Here is a 17,476-nt window from a genome sequence, read left to right as displayed (position 1 = left end):
TCACGGGCATCGTGCTAATGACTCTTAGCAATGCTAAACGCAAATGACGACTCAAGAACGAACCTCTCTTCGCACTTTCAATATGTTCTCGGCACGTAAGGCCGCAGCGGTCGCTACCGCACTTCTCACGAGCGTGCTGCTCGCAGCGTGCGGCGGCGGCGACGTCGACAGCACGCTCGACGCGACCGGCAAGAGCGCCACTCTGCCGGAATCGACCGCGAAGGCATCGACCAGCACCTCCATCTTCTACGGCGCGAATGGCCGCAACACCAACGGCGGCGCATACGATTCCACGGCTGTCGCGACCCAGCTCGCGCAACTGCAGGACATCGGCGCGAAGATCTACCGTAACGACGTCTATAGCCTGAGCTCGGCGAAGGTCGTCGCGAAGATGGCGCAGACGATGGCGGCCAGCGGCATCACGGTGTACCCCGTGATCCTGCTCGGCACCGGCTACAGCAACGAGCAGACCGCCTACAACGCGGGCTACACGCTCGGCCAGCAGGTCGCGGGCACCTACAAGTACAAATACTACGAAGTCGCCAACGAACTTGAAGCGCAAGCCCTCACCGGCAATGTGGACGGCACCAACTGGACGCACTACAAGAATCAGCCGTTCGCGGTCGCGCGCGGCGTGATGCGCGGTCTGATCGCAGGCGTGAAGTCGGTGGACAGTTCGGCGAAGATCGTCGTGAACGGCACGTGGCTGCACTACGCCTTTTTCCAGATGCTCATGGACGGCTCGCAGCCTGACGGCACCCACGGTCATCCGACCGTGAACTGGGACATCACCGCATGGCACTGGTATTCGAACCAGGGCGACATGACGCGCGCCTGCGGCGGCACGGGTTGCTACGACATGCTGGGCGTGCTCCGTTCGTTCGGCAAGCCGATCTGGATCAACGAATTCGGCGTGCGTCCGAACTACGGCACCGATCAGCAGATCGCGAACTACATGGCGGGCAACACGATGATGGCGCAGTTCCAGAGCGTCGCGTCGAAGTACAACATTCAGTCGATCCAGGCGTTCGAACTGTATGACGACAGCGAAGGCAACTTCGGCCTGATGAAGTCCGACGGTCAGACGCCGAAGGCCGCGTACTACGCGTACAAGAACTTCGTCGCCAGCCACCCCATGTAAGTTGCATGCGACTCGGCGGCCTCGCTGAGTCAGGTATTCCACGAGCGACCCGATGCGGTCGCTCGTGGCGTTTCAGGCGCTCCATCGACGCACGGGCTAGTTGCAATAACCCTGCGATGCATACGTACCACCGCCGCTGGGCGCCGCGCTGCTGCACAGCGAATTCAGCAGCGACGCGATGTTGCCCGAGCCGTAATTCCCGTAGGTTGCGTTCGGATACTGCGTGTTCTGCCGGAACTGCGACGCGTAGTTGTCCTTGGGCGCGTTCGGGTCCGACGATCCCCAGGACGTTACGCCGACGATCGCAAGGTTCGACGAATTGCCGACGACCGCGCCGCCGGCGAGCGCGGCATCGCGTGCTCTGAAGTTCACGATCCACGGACCGCCGCTCGCGCCACCCGTGAGATTGCTGCCCTGCCAGAGTTGCGATGCGCCGCTGACTGTCGTCGTATAGGTCGGACCATCGGTTCGCTGCATGATCGCGCCGCCATCGAGCAACGCCGGATAGCCAAACGTCGTGACAGCCGCGGTCTGAAGATTGCCGGTCTTGGGCGACGATATGAAGGAATAGTTGTTCCAACCATAGTTCAGATAGCCGGTGATGTCGCCGATGAACTGGTTCGATGCGTTCTTCGCCAGCGCGATCACCGCGATATCGTTGTTGCGCGCCGAGCCCGATCCGGTATCGGTGCCGTTCGCCCACGTCGATGGCCGGACCAGCGCGATCCAGGACCATCTGCCGTAAGGCGCGATCTGCGCGGCCGTGGCGCCGGATGCGCCGTAGTGTCCGGGGATGAACTGCCAGCCCGAGAAGAGCGTGCCGCCGCCGCCGAAGCTCTGGATGCAGTGCGCCGCCGTGACGATCACGCTGCGGCGAATCAGGCTCGCCGTGCAGTATCCGGCCGAGAACGTGAGCTTGCCGATCGCCCGGTATGGATATGTGGTGCTGAGATAGTTCGCCGTCGTGGTGCCGGACGCGCTTTGGTTGCCGTCCTGCACGCGACCGGTTGTATATGGAATGCCGAAATCGCCGAAGGCTCTCGTCTGTGCATTGCTCACAATGCCGCTTTGCGTCTTCATGCCCGACGTATAAGGCCCGGCGTCGGTATTCGGCACGATCGAAGAGGTGTCCGGCGGAAGCAGCACGTTGACGACCGGCTTGAGATTCGACACATCCGCCGCCGCAGTGCGCGCCTCGGAGGGGTTCGTATTCACGACGACTTCATCGTCCGCACGGGCGATTCCCGCGCTCGCCATCGACAGTGCGACGACTGCCGTCGCCCCGATGCAGGCGATTGGTTTGCATCTTTGCATGACGTCCTCCGGTTATAGATAAGATGTGTCGATGTTTATCTGATCTTTTGTTTGGTATTCCTAAGTCTTATGAAGAACACTGCATTTACGATGAATTCTTCTCCTGCGGCGTACGCTTAACTTCGACGAATCAGCGCGACAATCAGTAAAGCGAACAATAAAGAACTCTAGTCCATAAATTCGCTTGTCTCGGTACTGATTCTTTGGTCAGCGGATATGTGCGATTTCCCATGCAGCGATATGTCTGACGGCATCTGCGGCCCAGAGCACATAGCGTGTTTGACGGCTCACAACCATACAGTTAGCCTACATATAACCGATGAAGAGCTTTCGCATCAGGTTACGGCGAACGCCCTTCTTTCTCGATGCTGACGGCAGACGTCGTCCGCGTGATACCCCTCGATCTTCACCGCCGATGGCCGCACCAGCCGCCATCGCCAGTCACAAGTCCGACGAACGAAGCCGCCGCAAGCGGTCACGATCCGGGCCTTCCCACTGCGCGCAAACGTTCTCTGCGCGGTCTCGCACGACGTAAAACGACAGTGGCCCCGCTTCGGGTTATGTAACGCACAGAACGCTCCATGGAGCCTGTCATTCTTGCCCCACGTCGCATCTGACGCTTCAGGTGACGCGTGGCGAAGAAAGACCATAAGGGGCAACCATGAGTAATCCTAAAAAATTGACGTTAAATACCGCGATCAAACTCAGCGTGATCGTGATCGCCGCGGCCGTGTCGAATTTTGCGTCCGCGCAAACGGCGGCGGATCCTTGCACGAACCAGACATCTCCGGGATGCGCGCCAATCGTTCTGAGCGCCGTGATGACCGTTGCGGCGGCGGACTCGCCGGCGGGCACAGCCCCGGCGACGGAATCGACGGCCGATACGACGTCACCCGTCGTGCCCCTGATCCAGGGTGGTCACGGCAACGCCGGATCGACCGGATCGACTGGAGCAAGCGCGGGCGGGGGCACGAGCGGCTCGAGCGGCACGAGCGGTTCGGGCGCCGGTCAGGGCTCGACCGGCTCCGGACCGGGCGCTACGGCCGGCGCGGGCGGCACGGGAGGCACGGGCAACGGATCGTCGGGCGCTCCCGGCAACGGTTCGGGATCGACCGGAGGCGGAAACACGGGTGGTGGCGGTGATTCGGGCGGAGGCGATTCAGGCGGGGGAGATTCCGGCGGAGATACGGGTGGTCATGGGCACCACGGCCATGGTCATGGCGACGGGGATGGACACGGCGACGGCCATGGTCACGGCCACGGCGATGGCGACGGTCACGGCGATGGCCATGGTCACGGCGATGGCGACGGACATGGCGATGGCCATGGTCACGGCCACGGCGATGGTGACGGGCATGGCGATGGTCACGGCCACGGAGATGGCGACGGGCACGGCGACGGCCACGGACAAGGTCACGGCGATGGCGACGGACATGGCGATGGCCATGGTCACGGCCACGGCGATGGCGACGGGCATGGCGACGGCCACGGACAAGGTCACGGCGATGGCCACGGTGACGGCCACGGCGATGGCAACGGGCACGGTGACGGCCACGGACAAGGTCACGGCGATGGCCACGGTGACGGCCACGGCGATGGCAACGGACATGGTGATGGCCATGGCCAGGGTCACGGCGATGGTGACGGCGGTCACGGCCACGGTGCTGCCGGTCATGGCGATGGTGGTCATGGCGATGGCGGTCACGGCGACGGCGGTCACGGCAGCGGAAATGGCAACGGCGGTGATGGCGGTGGTCACGGTAGTGGTCATGGCAATGGCGGTAGCGGCCCCGGTGGCGGTCACGGCAACGGCGGCGGCGGCGGCAACGGCAACGGCGGCGGCGGTAACGGCGGCGGTAACGGCGGCGGTAACGGCGGCGGTAACGGCGGCGGCGGTCATGGTGGCGGCGGCAACGGTGGCGGCAATGGCGGCGGCAACGGCGGCGGCGGCAACGGTGGCGGCAATGGCGGCGGCAACGGCGGCGGCGGCAACGGTGGCGGCAACGGTGGCGGCAATGGCGGCGGCAACGGCGGCGGCGGCAACGGTGGCGGCAATGGCGGCGGCAACGGCGGCGGCAACGGCGGCGGCGGCAACGGCGGTGCTGGTGGTGGCAACGGTGGCGGCGGTCATGGTGGCGGCGGCGGTAACGGCGGCGGCGGAAACGGTGGTGCTGGTGGCGGCAACGGCGGCGGCGGTCATGGTGGCGGCGGCAACGGTGGTGGCAACGGCGGCGGCGGAAACGGCGGTGCTGGTGGCAACGGTGGCGGCGGTCATGGCGGCGGCGGCAATGGCGGTGCTGGTGGTGGCAACGGCGGCGGTCATGGCAACGGTGGCGGTAACGGTGGCGGCAACGGCGGCGGCAATGGCGGCGGCAACGGCGGCGGCGGTCATGGTGGCGGCGGCAACGGCGGCGGCAACGGCGGTGCTGGTGGTGGCAACGGCGGCGGTGGTCATGGCGGCGGCGGGCACGGCGGTGGCGGCGCTGGCGGCGGCAACGGCGGCGGCAACGGCGGTGGCAACGGCGGCGGCAACGGCGGTGGCAACGGCGGTGGCAACGGTGGCGGCAACGGCAATGGCGGCGGCTCGGGCGGCGGTCACGGCGGTGGCGGCCATGGTGGCGGCGGCCACGGCGGCGGTGGCGGCAACGGCGGTGGTGGCGGTGGCAACGGCGGCGGCGGCGGCGGCGGCCGTGGCCGCTGATCGAGCGGCAGCACAACCATCGCATTACTGATCAACCGATCAGCGCAAGTAAAAACCGATGCCCTTGACCGGGCATCGGTTTTTCTTTTTGCATTCTCCACTCAGCCAAAGATCATCCACGCGAACGCCAATCACGGGAACAATCGTGACGCGCGCGTACGCCCGGCTCCAAATCACGCCCACATCAGCAAGGTTCACCTCCCCCGCAAGCAACGCTGCGCCGCTCGCATAACCTAAAGTAATGGCGCCGGGAAAATAATGCGCATTGACGGTGTTTTTGCGCAATCCAATACTCGGACCCAAGCGCAAGCAATCGAGCAGCTCTCAGACCGAAGGAAGCTTTCGCGAAGGCACCACCATCCGCACACGCACGTCGAGCAGACGTTTCAACAGACTTGAGGCCATGAACTCGGTAGAAAGAATTTTCACTCCCGCGCCAGAGACGGACGAACGATTTTCGGACCCCGGCACGTGGGAAAGTGGCGGCAGGCTCTGGCCGAGTGGCGAGCAACGAACCCTGACGTGTTGTCGCGTGGTCGACGAAACCCACGACGTGAGAACGTTCGAATTCCGTGTCGGCGATGGCGCGCCGGTGCGTTTCGAGCCCGGTCAGTTCATGACCGTGTCGGCGAATGTGCACGGGCGATCGGTGGAGCGCTGCTACACGATCTCATCGCCGCCTACGCGCGCTTATCTACTCTCGATCACCGTCAAGCGCGTGCCCGGCGGCGTCATGTCGAACTGGCTGCACGACCACATGAAGCCCGCAAGCCTGCTGCGCGCCTACGGCCCTTCCGGCACGTTCACAGCGACGGCCGCCGGTTCCGCGAAGTCGCTTTATTTGTCGGCGGGTTCGGGCGTGACCCCATTGATGTCGATGACGCGCGCGAGCATCGACCTCGGGCTGGATCGTGACGTCGTCTTCGTTCATAGCGCGCGAACGCCGGCCGATATCGTTTTCAGGAAGGAACTGCGGCGACTCGCCGAGTCGTCTCCGCGCCTTCGCACCTACTTCGTCTGCGAGGGAACCGGCGATGAAGAAGACTGGACAGGACCAACCGGCCGGCTCAGTCTTCAATTGCTCTCCGAGTGGGCGCCCGACTATGCCGAGCGCGAAGTCTTCACATGTGGTCCGGCCGGATACATGAACGCCGTGCGCGCGCTGCTGCGCGAAGGCGGACACGACCCGGCGCGCTATCACCAGGAGAGCTTCGACATCACCGCCGGTGTCGCGCCGGAGCCCGCTCACGAAACCGCGCCCGCTACGCAGGAGATGTTCACCGTGAAGCTCTCGCGCTCGTCGAGAAGCTTCAGCATGGGCCCCGCTGAAACGGTGCTCTCGGCGGCGAGAAAGGCCGGTGTCTCGATACCGTCGTCATGCAGCCAGGGTGTCTGCGGCACCTGCAAGACACGGCTGGTCGAAGGCACGGTCGATATGAAGCACAACGGCGGCATTCGTGACAGAGAAGTCCAGAAAGGATTCCGGCTGCTCTGCTGCAGCCGGCCGACTTCCGATCTGGTCCTCGAACTCTGACGCATCTTCGAACTCTCCAGGAGCGACAGCATGGCCGGCGACCGCCCGTCCGAAGCGAAGAGCACGGTTGAACAAGGCGGAAAGGAAGCGCTATTACGCGACGTCCGCGCATACAGGCTCGGGCGAGTGCAGGCGCAATTGCGCGCGCACGACGTCCCGGCGATCCTGCTGTACGACCCCGTCAACATTCGATATGCAACCGACACATCGAACATGCAGGTCTGGGCGGGACGCAATCCGGCGCGATACATCATGGTGTTCGCCGATGGCCGCATCGTCGCCTGGGAGTTTCATAGCAGCGAGCATGTCTGGGAAGGGTTGAATCTCAATGTCGAGTTGCGGCATGCCCTGAGCTGGACCTTCTTCAACGCGGGACATGAAGCCGAACGGCGCGCGCAAGTCTGGGCCGCCGAGATCATCGACGTATTTCGAAAGCACGCTCCGGGCGACCAGCGTCTGGCGGTCGATCGGCTCGACCCGTTCGGCAGCGCGTGTCTCGAGAAGCAAGGCATCACGTTGCTGGACGGTCAGGCCTTGATGGAAACGGCGCGGCTGATCAAGTCTCCCGGCGAGCTGGTCCTGATCGGCGAGTCGTTGCGAACCGCCGAGACCGGCATCGCGCGAATGCGACGCGAGTTGCGCCCGGGAATAACCGAGAACGAACTCTGGGCCCATCTTCACTTCGAAAATATCCGGCATGGCGGAGAGTGGATCGAAACGCGGCTGCTCGCTTCCGGAGACCGGACGAATCCGTGGATGCATGAATGCTCATCGCGCGTGCTGAAGGACGGTGATCTCCTCGCGTTCGACACCGACATGGTCGGACCGCACGGCTATTGCTCCGATATCTCGCGCACCTGGCGGGTGGGCGACGGCCGGCCTTCGGACGAACAGCGCGAACTTTATGAGTATGCCCACGCGCAGGTTCACTACAACATGGAGCTCCTGCGGCCCGGCATGACGTTCCGCGAGTTCTCCGAGAAGGCGTGGAAGATTCCGGACCCGTTCGTCAGGAACCGCTACTGCTGCCTCGCGCATGGCATCGGCATGGTCGATGAATATCCCTCGATCGCGCATCAGGTCGATTGGGACAGCTCGGGCTATGACGGACGGTTCGAAGCGGGCATGACGGTGTGCGTCGAAAGTTATATCGGCGCTGAGGGCGGCACGCAGGGCGTCAAGCTCGAACAGCAGGTCGTGCTTACCGAGCAAGGTTGCGTCTCGCTCACGGCGTGCGGCTTCGAGACCGACTGGCTGTGAGCCAGTCCTGCCACAGTATGTCTCACGCGATGACACTGTGCCCCGCGTATCCGCGTGCCGACCCGACATGTCGAGTCGGCACGTCTTATGCATTCGACGCACGGCAGCGCCCGGATCACGCATCCGGTCATTCACGCTCGCCTCGTCACGATAACCATGGCATCGGAAAGCGAACTGCAGGACTGGCGCGGCGACGCCCTGAAGATGGAAGCCGCTGTCGCGCATGCCGTCGTCGGTCAGAAGGATACGATCCACCTGATCAACGTCGCTCTGTATGCGCGCGGACACGTCCTGCTCGAAGGCGGCGTGGGCGTAGGCAAGACGACCTTGCTGCGCGCATTCGCGCGGGCGACGGGCGGCGATTTCGAGCGCATCGAAGGCACCATCGACCTGATGCCCGGCGATCTGATCTACCACACCTTCGTCGATGCAGACGGCAAGCCGCGCATCGATCCCGGTCCTCTGCTGCGCCACGGTGAAAACCTCACCACCTTCTTCTTCAACGAAATCAACCGTTCGCGGCCGCAGGTGCAGTCGCTGCTGCTGCGCGCGATGGCCGAGCGCACCGTGTCCGCGTTCGGCCGCGACTATCGCTTTCCGCATCTGACCGTGTTCGCCGACCGCAACAAGGTCGAGAAGGACGAGACTTTCGAACTGGCCTCCGCCGCGCGCGACCGCTTCCTGTTCGAACTCAACATGCCAACGCCTTCGAGCGCCGACGTGCGCCGCGCGCTCGTGTTCGACCCGGTTTTCCACGATGCCGACGCGCTCATGCAGGCCGTCCCCGCCGCCGTGATCGATGCCGCGCGCCTGAACGACATCGGCGCGGCGATCCAGCGCGGCGTGAGCCTCAGCCCGAGCATCGAGAAATACGTGCTCGACATCTGGCAGGCGACGGAGACGCCGCAGCGCTTCGGCATCGAGGTCGATGGCGTCGACATGGAACGGCTGATTCTCGCGGGCGCGAGCCCTCGCGGCATGAGCGCACTGGTGCGCGCGGTGCGCGCGAACGCCTGGCTCGATGGCCGTCTGCACGCGCTGCCCGAGGACGTGCACGCCGTGCTTTTACCCGCGCTCGGTCATCGCGTGTTCTTCACGCCGGTGTATGAAATGCGCCGGCACGAGATCGCCGAAGCACTCATCGCGACGGTGGTGCAGAAGATCGCGGTGCCTTGAATCATGAAAGATCCGGTCGAATTCCACTATCGACTGCCGGGACGCGCGCGCGGCTTCAGGCCCGGTTCGCATCCGGGGACGAGCTTCGGCGCGGGACAGGAATTCGCCATGCACGCGCGCCTGTTCGATCATCCCGATCCCCGCAGGCTGGATCTGCGCGCGAGCCAGCGGTCGGTGCCGCAGCAGTGGCTCGTGCGCCTGCATCTGCAGCGCGTCGCGGTGCCGGTACAGGTGATCGTCGACGTGTCCGCGTCGATGCGCTTCGGCACGGATCGCACGAAGCTCGATCTCGCCGCCGATTTCGTCGAGGCGCTGGGCTATAGCGCATTCCGGGCCGGCGATCAGGTCGGCATGCTCGGGTTCGATCACGAAGCGCGCGAGGACCTTTTCGTGCCGCCCCGGCACGGCCGCGCCGCCGGCGACGAAATGGCGGCGCTGTTGCGCCATTGCGTACCGTCACCCCACACGGCAAATGGCGACGCGGGTCTTGCGCGCACGCTCGACCGTCTTGCGGGCCGTCGCGGGCTGGTCTTTCTGGTATCGGATTTTCATTGGCCGCTTACGCGCCTCGACGCGGCGCTGGACCGCCTCGTCAGCGCCCGCGTCGTGCCTATCGTGATCTGGGACAAGGCCGAAATCGAGCCGCCGGACGCGGGCCGGTTCCTGCCGGTGCGCGACATGGAAACCGGCGGCAAGCGGACGCTCTGGCTGCGGCCGCGCATGGTCGAACAGTGGCGCGAGAATGTCGCGAGGCGCCGCGTCGAACTGAAAGCGGCGCTTGGCAGGCGCGGCGCGCATCCGTTCTTCGTCGAAGGCGCGTTCGATGCCGAAGCGCTGTCCCGCCACTTTCTGGAAAGCGCCGCATGAGACGCGGCCGGGCCGTGCGTATGGCCATCGTCGCGATGATTGTCGCGCTGAATGGCCCTTGCCACGCGCAGGATGCCATCGTCGAGCAACCGCGCGCATTCGGCCACGTTCTCGGCGATGTGCTGACACAACGCGTGCTCCTTCCCATCGATGGCGACCTGCCGATGCCATCGGCGGGACGCGTCGGCGTGTGGCTCGAACGCCGCGCGCCGCGCATCGAGAAGGATGCGCAAGGCCGCTCGTGGATGGTCATCGACTATCAGATCGTCAACGCCGCGCAGACGCTCACGCAAGCCGAACTGCCCGCATTCGAACTCGCGGCGGCCAACGGCGCAACGCTGCATGTGGCCGCGTGGCCGATCAGCGTCGCGCCCCTGACGCCGCGCGCGTCATTCCGCGCGGGCGATCTTCAGCCGCTGAGGCCGGACCGCATCGTCGCGCCGCCGGATCAAGTGGAACCGCGTCGCCGCATGCGGGCGTGGCTCGCGCTCCTCTTCGTCACGCTGGCAGGCTGGGCCGCGTGGGCATCGTGGCGCAGGCGCGAGGACGCGCGACGGCTGCCCTTCGCCCGCGCATGGCAGGCGATTCGCACGCTCGATACACGCGACATCGACGCCAGCGACCGAGCATGGCTCCATCTGCATCGCGCGCTCGACGAAGCCGCCGGTCAGGTCGTTCACGCCACGTCGCTGCACGCGCTGCTCGCGCGCGCGCCGTATCTCGAAGCGCTCCGGTCGCGCGTCGAAGCGTTCTATGCAAGCTCGCAGCAGCGCTTCTTCAATCGCGACGGCGCATCGACGCCGTTCGCCCTGCGCGAGTTCGCGCGAGCGCTGTATCAGGCCGAGAAGAGGCGCTGACGGTCATGCCTGTCGATTTCCTCCGGCCCTGGCTCCTGCTCATGCTGCCGCTCGCGCTTCTACCCTTGCTGCCGAGGCCAGCGGAGGCATTCTCTTATTCGTCGATCGACTGGCTGCCGCGCGATGCCATCGGCGCGGCGATCGAACATGGGCGACGCCTGTGCGCGATGCTGGCGCTGCTCGCCATCGTCTTCGGTCTGGCGGGTCCGGGGCGCTCGCATGTTCAGGTCATGCGCACCGGCACCGCGTCCGAGATCCTGATTCTGATGGACCGCAGCGCGAGCATGGATGGCGTGATGTCGAGGACGCCCGTCGCCGAGCCGCGCGGTCAAACGAAGAACGCCGTGGCGCGCCATGCGCTCGAACGCTTCGTCGCCGGACGGCCGGACGACCGGCTCGCCTTCATGATGTTCGGCATCAGCCCCGTTCTCGCCGTGCCGTTCACGGCGAATCACCGGATCATCGACGCGGCGCTGTCGGGCACGGCGATCGGCCGCGGCACGCCGGACACGCGCCTCGACCGCGGCCTGATCGCCGCAATCCGTCAGTTCGATGGACACAGCTACGCCGGCCGCCGCGCCATCGTACTGGTCTCCGACGGCGGCGCGCATCTCGATGCCGACGCGCGCGCCGCCATCAGCGGCGGCCTGGCGCGCAATGGTGTCGCGCTGTACTTCGTCTATCTGCGAAGCGGCGTCTACAGTCCCGATCTCACGAAGCCCGCTCTCGCCGACGATCAGTCCGAGGAAGCGGAACTGCATCGCTATTTTCAGGGACTTTCGTCGCCTTACCGGCTGTATCAGGCGGAAGACGCAGCAGCGATGGCCACGGCGATGTCGGACATCGACCGGCAGCACAGCGCGGTCGTCACATTCGAGGAGCGCCTGCCACGGCAGGATTGCAGCACGCTGTGCTTCGCGCTCGCGCTGTTCGCGTGCGCGGCGCTGCTGGCGCTGCGGCTCGTTCAGGTACGGAGCTGGTCATGAGGCGCGGCGCCGTTCACCTCGCATTCGGCGCAGCAGCGCTCTGCTTCGCCGCGATGGCCGCTTACGACTGGGCAATGCTGCGGCACGCGCAAGCCGTCGCGGCGGCGCTGAACGCAGTCACGGCCAATGGCCCTGCCGCACAGCAGCGTGACGACGCGCCCGAAGTGCGGCTCGCGCGCGCGGTGTCGCTCGCGAAAGCGGGACGGCCGAACGAAGCGCAACGGCTCTTCGATGCGCTCGTCACGCAGCCCGACGATCACGCGATACAAGCCGCAGCGCTGTTCGATCTCGGCAACATGCATTTGCGCGAAGCGGCCGGTGCGGACGGCGCGGGTCCGATCCGTTCGCTGCCGCTGCTCGAGCAAGCCAAGGAGCGCTATCGCGCGGCGCTGCGGCTGATGCCCGACGACTGGGACGCGCGCTACAACCTCGAACGCGCGCTGTGGCTCGCACCCGAAACGCCCGGCGATCAGGAGGACGCGGAAGTCAAGAAGCGCTCGACGGTGAAACTGCGAGGCGCGCAAAGCGATGATCTGCCATGAGCGCCATCGCTGCGACGCTCGCGTTCCTGAAACGGCGAAACTGGGCCATCGTCGCGGCCGTGCCCCTGCTTGCCGCCGCGGTCTGGATGCCCGATGTGATGTTTCAGCGCAACGTGTACAGCTACATCGTCACGTTCGACATCACGCAAAGCATGGATGTCGAGGATGTCGGCACGGGAAGCACGCCGATCAGCAGGCTCGACTTCGCGCGCGCGGCCATGCGGGAAGGTCTGGAGCGTTTGCCGTGCGGATCGAAGATAGGCTGGAACATCTTCACGGGACAGAGCACGTTGCTGCTCGTTCCGCCGATCGAGGTCTGCGCCAATTTCGATGCGCTGCTCGCTTCGCTGGACAGTATCGGCGGCGACATGCGCTGGACCAACTGGAGCCGCGTGGCCGAAGGCGGCGTTTATGCGGCCGTGCGCACGGCGACGAGCATAGGACATGATGCGAGCATTCTGTTCTTCACGGACGGGCAGGAAGCGCCGCCGGTCCTGCCCGGCGATCAGCGCGTGACCGATATCCCGCGCGGCCAGGTGAAGGGCTGGCTGATCGGCGTCGGCGGCGATCAGCCCGCGCCGATTCCGCGCACCGACCGGGACGGCAAGCGCATCGGCTACTGGCGCGCGGATGACGTGATTCAGGTGCCGCCGCAATCGCGCGCGGGCGCGGGCGTCGAAAGCCACGAGGAACTGTCCGAGTTGCGTGAGCGTTATCTGTCGTCGATCGCGCAGCAGGTTGCGTTCGACTATCGCCGATTGCGCGCGCCGCAAGATCTGGTCGCGGCGATGATGGACGAGCGTTACGCGCACCGCGACCGCGTGCCGACCAGTCTGAACTGGGCACCGGCAGGGCTTGCTCTCGCGCTGCTCGTGTGGCGCTTCCTGCCGGCGCCCGCCCGCATACGCTCAAGGCGTTTGCAGCCCGCCGTCCATCAAACGCGTTTGCGTCCATAGCGTGACGTCGCGCTCGCACGGATACTTCGCCGCTTCGGTCTCGTCGAGATCGACGCCGAGCCCCGGCTTGTCGTTCGCGTAGACGAAACCGTTGCGAAACTGCGGCAGCCCGGGGAACACATCGAGCAATGCCTCGCGCGGTCCTTTGAGCTCCTGGATGACGAAGTTCGGCGGCTCCGTGCCCGACCATTCCTGCACGCCGAAATTACGCGACGCGAGATCGATATGAATGTTCGCCGCATGCGCGAGCGGCGACATATCGCCCGGACCATGCCACGCGGTGCGTACGCCGAACTGCTCCGCGAAAATCTGCAGCTTGCGTCCCGCCGTGATGCCGCCGATCTGACTCAGATGCACGCGGATGAAATCGATCAGACGTTCCGTGATCAGAAAACGCCACTCGTACGGATTGTTGAAGAGCTCGCCCTGCGCCAGCGGTGTCGTGGTCTTCTCGCGCAACTGGCGCATCCACTCGCCCTCTTCGAGCGCGATCGCATCTTCGAGAAAGAACAGGTCGTAGGGTTCGAGTTCCCGCGCAAAACGAATCGCTTCGATGGGCTTGAGGCGCTCGTGCACGTCATGACATAACGCGACATCGAAGCCGATCTTGCTGCGGATGCCATCGAACAGTTTGAGCGTTTCGCGGATGTACTTGCGGCTGTCGAGATAGATACCGTCCGCCGCGCCTTCGGGCGCATGGGACGGCGCGCGGCCGAACGCGCCGCCGCCATAACCGCCGCTCTGACAGCGGATATGCGTGATGCCCTGCTCACGATAGCGCTGGATGTTCTCGCACAGTTCGTTCAGATCGCGGCCATCGGCATGACGATAGATCGGCACGCCTTCGCGCACCTTGCCGCCGAACAACTGATACAGCGGCATGTTCGCCTGCTTGCCCTTGATATCCCACAACGCCATATCGACGCCTGAAATGGCGTTGTTTTCGATCGGACCATTGCGCCAGTATGCGTTCTGATGCATCAGCTGCCACAGCTCTTCGATCGCTTCGGCATCGCGTCCGATGAGCAAAGGCCGCAAGTATTCCTCGATCAGACACTTGACCGCGAGATGACGGTAAGCGAACGTCGCGCAGCCGAGCCCATACAAACCGGGCTGATTCGTCTCGACCCTGACGACGATGAGATTGATGCCTTCCGGCGCGGTCAGAATGACTTTGACGTCGGTGATGAGCGTTGCCATTGCGTTAATCCACGAGAGCGGAAGACACGGCATCGGACTTCGTGCCCGCGCCTCCCCTGGGTGTCGAGCGCTGGCCCGACTGCGCGGGCACCAGCATCATGAGGACGACCGCCGCGAGCAACGCCGCAGCCATGAACACGTAGGATGCCGAAGGACTTCCCGTCGCTCCATTCAGATAACCGACCAGCCACGCGCCGAGGAACGCGCCGAGCGCGCCACATGCGTTGATCAGACCGATCGCGCCGCCCAGCACGTTGCTCGGAATCAGTTCGGGCACGAGCGCGAAGAACGGTCCGTACGGCGCATACATCGTCGCGCCCGCGATCACGAGCAAGCCGAACGACAGCCAGAAATTCGAGCTTCCGACGAGATAGGACCCGACGAACGCGATCATGCCGACCAACAGCAGGGGCCACACGAAGAGCTTGCGATTGCGCGTCTTGTCCGACAGATACGACGCGATCAGCATCAGCACGATGGCCGCGAGATACGGCACGGCGGAGAGCCAGCCGACCGATACGATATCGATCGTCTTCGATGCCGACTTCAGAATCGAAGGCAGCCACATGATGAACCCGTACACGCCGATGCTCCACAACGCATGAATCGCGCAGCATTTGAGCACGATCGACGAACGGAACGCCGCCTTGTAGTCGCGCACCGGCGCGATATGCGCCTGCTCGGACTTGAGGATCGCGTCGAAATCGGCTTTCTCCTTGTCGCTCATCCACGGCGCGTCGGCCGGACGATCCTTCACCGTGAACCACCACACGATGGCCCACAAAACCGCAGGCACGCCTTCGATCACGAACATCTCGCGCCAGCCGAAGTTGCGCACGAGGTAGCCGGACACGATCGACATCCACAGCACCGTCACCGGATTGCCGAGAATCAGGAACGTGTTCGCGCGCGAGCGTTCGGTGCGCGTGAACCATCGGCTGATGTACATGAGCATCGACGGCATCACCGCCGCCTCGACGATGCCGAGCACGAAACGCAGCGTCATCAGCATCGGAATGTTGCTGACCATGCCGGTTGCGGCGGCGCACACGCCCCACAGGATCAGGCTCGCGAAGATCAGTTTCTTGACGCTGTTCTTCTGCGCGTAGATCGCGCCGGGCACCTGAAACAGGCAGTAGCCGAGGAAGAACAGCGAGCCGATCAGCGATGAAGTCGCGGGCGTGATGCCCAGGTCCTTGTCGATGCCCGCCGCCGCCGCGAAGCCGTAGTTCGCGCGATCCAGATAAGCGAGGCTGTACGTGATGAAGATGATCGGCATGAGATGCCACCATCTTTGCGGCGCTACCGTCTTTAAGTTATCCATAATATCTCCGATGTCAAAGGACGGCGAGCCAGCCGCCATCGACGTAAATGATCTGTCCGTTCACATAGCTCGATGCGGGCGACGCGAGATACACCGCCGTGCCGACGAGTTCTTCGGGCTTGCCCCAGCGTTGCGACGGGTTGCTGCTCTTCACCCATGCGTCGAAGCTCGCGTTATCGACGAGCGCCTGATTCATGTCGGTGAGGATGTAGCCGGGGCCGATCGCGTTCGCCTGAATGTCGAAGGGCGCCCATTCGGCGCTCATCGCGCGCGTGAGCATCTTGATGCCGCCCTTCGCGGCCGTGTAAGGCGCGACGGTGGCGCGCGCGCCTTCGCTCGTCAGCGAGCCGATGTTGATGATCTTGCCGCCGCGCTTGCGCTCGATCATGCGCCGCGCCGCCTCCCTGGCGACGATGAACGCGCTCGTCAGATTGGTATCGATCACGCGTTGCCAGTCGGCGAGCGCGAGTTCGATCATCGGCTTGCGGAACTGGATGCCCGCGTTGTTCACGACGATGTCCACCTCGATGCCCTCCGCGTCCCATGCCGCGAAGGCGGCGGCGACGGACGATTCATCGGTGACGTCGAAGGCCCGGCCGCGCGCATGGAAGCCTTGCGCCTGCAGGCGGCTCACCGCGGCGTCGACGGTATCGGCCTTCGTGCCGTTGACGATGACGCGCGCACCCGCCGCCGCGAGCCCTTCCACGAGTGCGTAGCCGATGCCGCGCGCCGAGCCCGTGACGAGCGCCGTGCGGCCATTGAGATCGAACAACTTGTTCATGCGTGTTTCCCTGATCAGATACATTCAAAAACGCGGACGCGAGCGCGCCCGCGCGACCTCTTTTCGAGGCTGCGGTCCTTCAATTGCGTATCGGAGACGCGCTGCTACAGAGGCTTGTCGTTCGCGGTGCGATTGAGCATCGCGCGATCGTCGAAGTCCTTTTCCGCGCGTTCGATCAGCGTGAGCACGGCCTGCTCGGCAGCGGATGCATCGCCTTGCTCGATGGCGATGCACAACGCTTCGTGCATCGGCAGCGAGCGCGCCGGGCCGCCCTCGATCTCCGAGCTCAACTCGAAGCTCGTGCGCAGGATCGCGGAGAGCGCGTTTTGCATCTGCTGAACGAACTGGTTGTGGCACGCGGTGAGGATCGCGCCGTGAAACGCGAGATCCGCGGGCACGTACTCGCCTTGCCCCGCGACGGCGCGCTCCATCGCCCTGAACGCGCGACGCACCGCAACGCGGTCTTCCGGTGTCGCGCGCTTTGCCGCGAGCTTGGCGGCGTTCGGCTCGATGATCGTGCGCAATTCCATCAGGTCGCGGATGAGATCGGCGTCGACCGTGCCGGCGCGCGCGCGCCATGTGATGACGTCGGGATCGAACAACTGCCAGCTTGAGCGCGGCAGCACGATCGTGCCGTGACGTCGTCTCACCTGGAGCATGCCCTTCGCGGACAGCGACTTCATCGTCTCGCGAATCGTGATGCGGCTTACCTGCATCAGTTCTGCGAGTTCGTCTTCGGCGGGCAGAATCTCGCCCGGCGCGAATTTACCCGCGCAGATCTGCTCGCCCATCTGGTTCAGCACTTGCCGGTGCAAGGTTGGCATCGGATTTTCTTCT

General features: G+C 64.7%; 17 protein-coding genes. 9 read left to right on the top strand and 8 right to left on the bottom strand.

The annotated features are described in order from the left end of the window. Window positions 1–82: 82 nt before the first annotated feature. Window positions 83–1,141 carry a glycosyl hydrolase gene (locus NK8_RS26835; protein ID WP_225936482.1) on the top strand — a complete coding sequence of 353 codons (1,059 nt, stop codon included), beginning with the start codon at window positions 83–85 and terminating at the stop codon, window positions 1,139–1,141. Window positions 1,142–1,237: 96 nt separating this feature from the next. On the opposite strand, the gene NK8_RS26830 is transcribed toward NK8_RS26835, so the two are convergent. The 4 genes from NK8_RS26830 to NK8_RS26815 all read right to left on the bottom strand — a co-directional run bounded on the left by NK8_RS26830 (window position 1,238) and on the right by NK8_RS26815 (window position 5,441). Next, window positions 1,238–2,455, bottom strand: coding sequence for a serine protease (locus tag NK8_RS26830; protein ID WP_225936481.1), 1,218 nt, complete (start codon window positions 2,453–2,455; stop codon window positions 1,238–1,240). Between the two features lie 621 nt (window positions 2,456–3,076). After that, entirely contained in the window at window positions 3,077–3,229 is a 153-nt protein-coding gene (locus tag NK8_RS26825) for a hypothetical protein (protein WP_162070073.1), read from the bottom strand. A gap of 385 nt (window positions 3,230–3,614) precedes the next feature. After that, window positions 3,615–5,069 (bottom strand): hypothetical protein, encoded by a 1,455-nt coding sequence (locus NK8_RS43425; RefSeq protein ID WP_213233288.1) that lies wholly within the window; start codon window positions 5,067–5,069, stop codon window positions 3,615–3,617. A gap of 126 nt (window positions 5,070–5,195) precedes the next feature. Continuing rightward, window positions 5,196–5,441, bottom strand: a complete 246-nt coding sequence (locus NK8_RS26815) for a hypothetical protein (protein WP_213232729.1) — start codon at window positions 5,439–5,441, stop codon at window positions 5,196–5,198. 118 nt (window positions 5,442–5,559) lie between these two features. Between NK8_RS26815 and NK8_RS26810 the strand changes: the two genes are divergently transcribed. From NK8_RS26810 to NK8_RS26775, 8 genes are all read left to right on the top strand, one after another. After that, window positions 5,560–6,690 (top strand): hybrid-cluster NAD(P)-dependent oxidoreductase, encoded by a 1,131-nt coding sequence (locus NK8_RS26810; RefSeq protein ID WP_213232727.1) that lies wholly within the window; start codon window positions 5,560–5,562, stop codon window positions 6,688–6,690. Between the two features lie 30 nt (window positions 6,691–6,720). Next, window positions 6,721–7,950: a Xaa-Pro peptidase family protein gene (locus NK8_RS26805; RefSeq protein ID WP_213232725.1), complete on the top strand. Its 1,230-nt coding sequence runs from the start codon at window positions 6,721–6,723 to the stop codon at window positions 7,948–7,950. 156 nt (window positions 7,951–8,106) lie between these two features. Then, complete coding sequence (locus tag NK8_RS26800; protein ID WP_213232724.1) at window positions 8,107–9,126, top strand: MoxR family ATPase; 1,020 nt, start codon at window positions 8,107–8,109, stop codon at window positions 9,124–9,126. A 3-nt stretch (window positions 9,127–9,129) separates the two neighbouring features. Next, the gene (locus NK8_RS26795) at window positions 9,130–9,993 is read left to right on the top strand and encodes a DUF58 domain-containing protein (RefSeq protein WP_162070079.1); all 864 of its coding nucleotides are present in this window, start codon (window positions 9,130–9,132) and stop codon (window positions 9,991–9,993) included. Beyond that, window positions 9,990–10,850, top strand: coding sequence for a hypothetical protein (locus tag NK8_RS26790; protein WP_213232723.1), 861 nt, complete (start codon window positions 9,990–9,992; stop codon window positions 10,848–10,850). The genes NK8_RS26795 and NK8_RS26790 overlap by 4 nt, the downstream gene beginning before the upstream one ends. A gap of 5 nt (window positions 10,851–10,855) precedes the next feature. Next, on the top strand, window positions 10,856–11,836 hold the full coding sequence (locus NK8_RS26785) for a VWA domain-containing protein (protein ID WP_213232722.1): 981 nt from the start codon (window positions 10,856–10,858) through the stop codon (window positions 11,834–11,836). Beyond that, window positions 11,833–12,378, top strand: coding sequence for an MxaL protein (locus NK8_RS26780; protein ID WP_213232721.1), 546 nt, complete (start codon window positions 11,833–11,835; stop codon window positions 12,376–12,378). Before NK8_RS26785 ends, NK8_RS26780 begins: the two co-directional genes overlap by 4 nt. After that, on the top strand, window positions 12,375–13,334 hold the full coding sequence (locus tag NK8_RS26775; RefSeq protein ID WP_213232720.1) for an MxaL protein: 960 nt from the start codon (window positions 12,375–12,377) through the stop codon (window positions 13,332–13,334). The genes NK8_RS26780 and NK8_RS26775 overlap by 4 nt, the downstream gene beginning before the upstream one ends. On the opposite strand, the gene NK8_RS26770 is transcribed toward NK8_RS26775, so the two are convergent. The 4 genes from NK8_RS26770 to NK8_RS26755 form a co-directional block, all read right to left on the bottom strand. After that, a complete protein-coding gene (locus NK8_RS26770) occupies window positions 13,287–14,534 on the bottom strand; it encodes an enolase C-terminal domain-like protein (RefSeq protein WP_213232718.1) in 1,248 nt (415 codons plus the stop codon). The two genes, NK8_RS26775 and NK8_RS26770, sit on opposite strands and share 48 nt — an antisense overlap. Before the next feature lie 4 nt (window positions 14,535–14,538). Further along, window positions 14,539–15,858, bottom strand: coding sequence for an MFS transporter (locus NK8_RS26765; RefSeq protein ID WP_213232716.1), 1,320 nt, complete (start codon window positions 15,856–15,858; stop codon window positions 14,539–14,541). Window positions 15,859–15,871: 13 nt separating this feature from the next. Then, a complete protein-coding gene (locus NK8_RS26760) occupies window positions 15,872–16,639 on the bottom strand; it encodes an SDR family oxidoreductase (protein WP_213232714.1) in 768 nt (255 codons plus the stop codon). Between the two features lie 104 nt (window positions 16,640–16,743). Continuing rightward, window positions 16,744–17,463: a FadR/GntR family transcriptional regulator gene (locus tag NK8_RS26755; RefSeq protein WP_213232712.1), complete on the bottom strand. Its 720-nt coding sequence runs from the start codon at window positions 17,461–17,463 to the stop codon at window positions 16,744–16,746. Window positions 17,464–17,476: the final 13 nt, after the last annotated feature.

The organism is Caballeronia sp. NK8, assembly GCF_018408855.1.
GTDB lineage: Bacteria > Pseudomonadota > Gammaproteobacteria > Burkholderiales > Burkholderiaceae > Caballeronia.
This window is presented reverse-complemented; position numbering and strand designations above follow the sequence as displayed.

Bases quoted from the DNA above. Each gene is read 5' to 3' on its own strand.
- NK8_RS26810 (WP_213232727.1), top strand. From the start codon at position 5,560: ATGAACTCGGTAGAAAGAATTTTCACTCCCGCGCCAGAGACGGACGAA.
- NK8_RS26755 (WP_213232712.1), bottom strand. From the start codon at position 17,463: ATGCCAACCTTGCACCGGCAAGTGCTGAACCAGATGGGCGAGCAGATC.
- NK8_RS26785 (WP_213232722.1), top strand. From the start codon at position 10,856: ATGCCTGTCGATTTCCTCCGGCCCTGGCTCCTGCTCATGCTGCCGCTC.
- NK8_RS26830 (WP_225936481.1), bottom strand. From the start codon at position 2,455: ATGCAAAGATGCAAACCAATCGCCTGCATCGGGGCGACGGCAGTCGTC.
- NK8_RS26790 (WP_213232723.1), top strand. From the start codon at position 9,990: ATGAGACGCGGCCGGGCCGTGCGTATGGCCATCGTCGCGATGATTGTC.
- NK8_RS26760 (WP_213232714.1), bottom strand. From the start codon at position 16,639: ATGAACAAGTTGTTCGATCTCAATGGCCGCACGGCGCTCGTCACGGGC.
- NK8_RS26800 (WP_213232724.1), top strand. From the start codon at position 8,107: ATGGCATCGGAAAGCGAACTGCAGGACTGGCGCGGCGACGCCCTGAAG.
- NK8_RS26835 (WP_225936482.1), top strand. From the start codon at position 83: ATGTTCTCGGCACGTAAGGCCGCAGCGGTCGCTACCGCACTTCTCACG.
- NK8_RS26775 (WP_213232720.1), top strand. From the start codon at position 12,375: ATGAGCGCCATCGCTGCGACGCTCGCGTTCCTGAAACGGCGAAACTGG.
- NK8_RS26780 (WP_213232721.1), top strand. From the start codon at position 11,833: ATGAGGCGCGGCGCCGTTCACCTCGCATTCGGCGCAGCAGCGCTCTGC.
- NK8_RS26765 (WP_213232716.1), bottom strand. From the start codon at position 15,858: ATGGATAACTTAAAGACGGTAGCGCCGCAAAGATGGTGGCATCTCATG.
- NK8_RS26770 (WP_213232718.1), bottom strand. From the start codon at position 14,534: ATGGCAACGCTCATCACCGACGTCAAAGTCATTCTGACCGCGCCGGAA.
- NK8_RS43425 (WP_213233288.1), bottom strand. From the start codon at position 5,069: ATGGCCGCCACCGCCGTGACCGCCGCCCGAGCCGCCGCCATTGCCGTT.
- NK8_RS26805 (WP_213232725.1), top strand. From the start codon at position 6,721: ATGGCCGGCGACCGCCCGTCCGAAGCGAAGAGCACGGTTGAACAAGGC.
- NK8_RS26795 (WP_162070079.1), top strand. From the start codon at position 9,130: ATGAAAGATCCGGTCGAATTCCACTATCGACTGCCGGGACGCGCGCGC.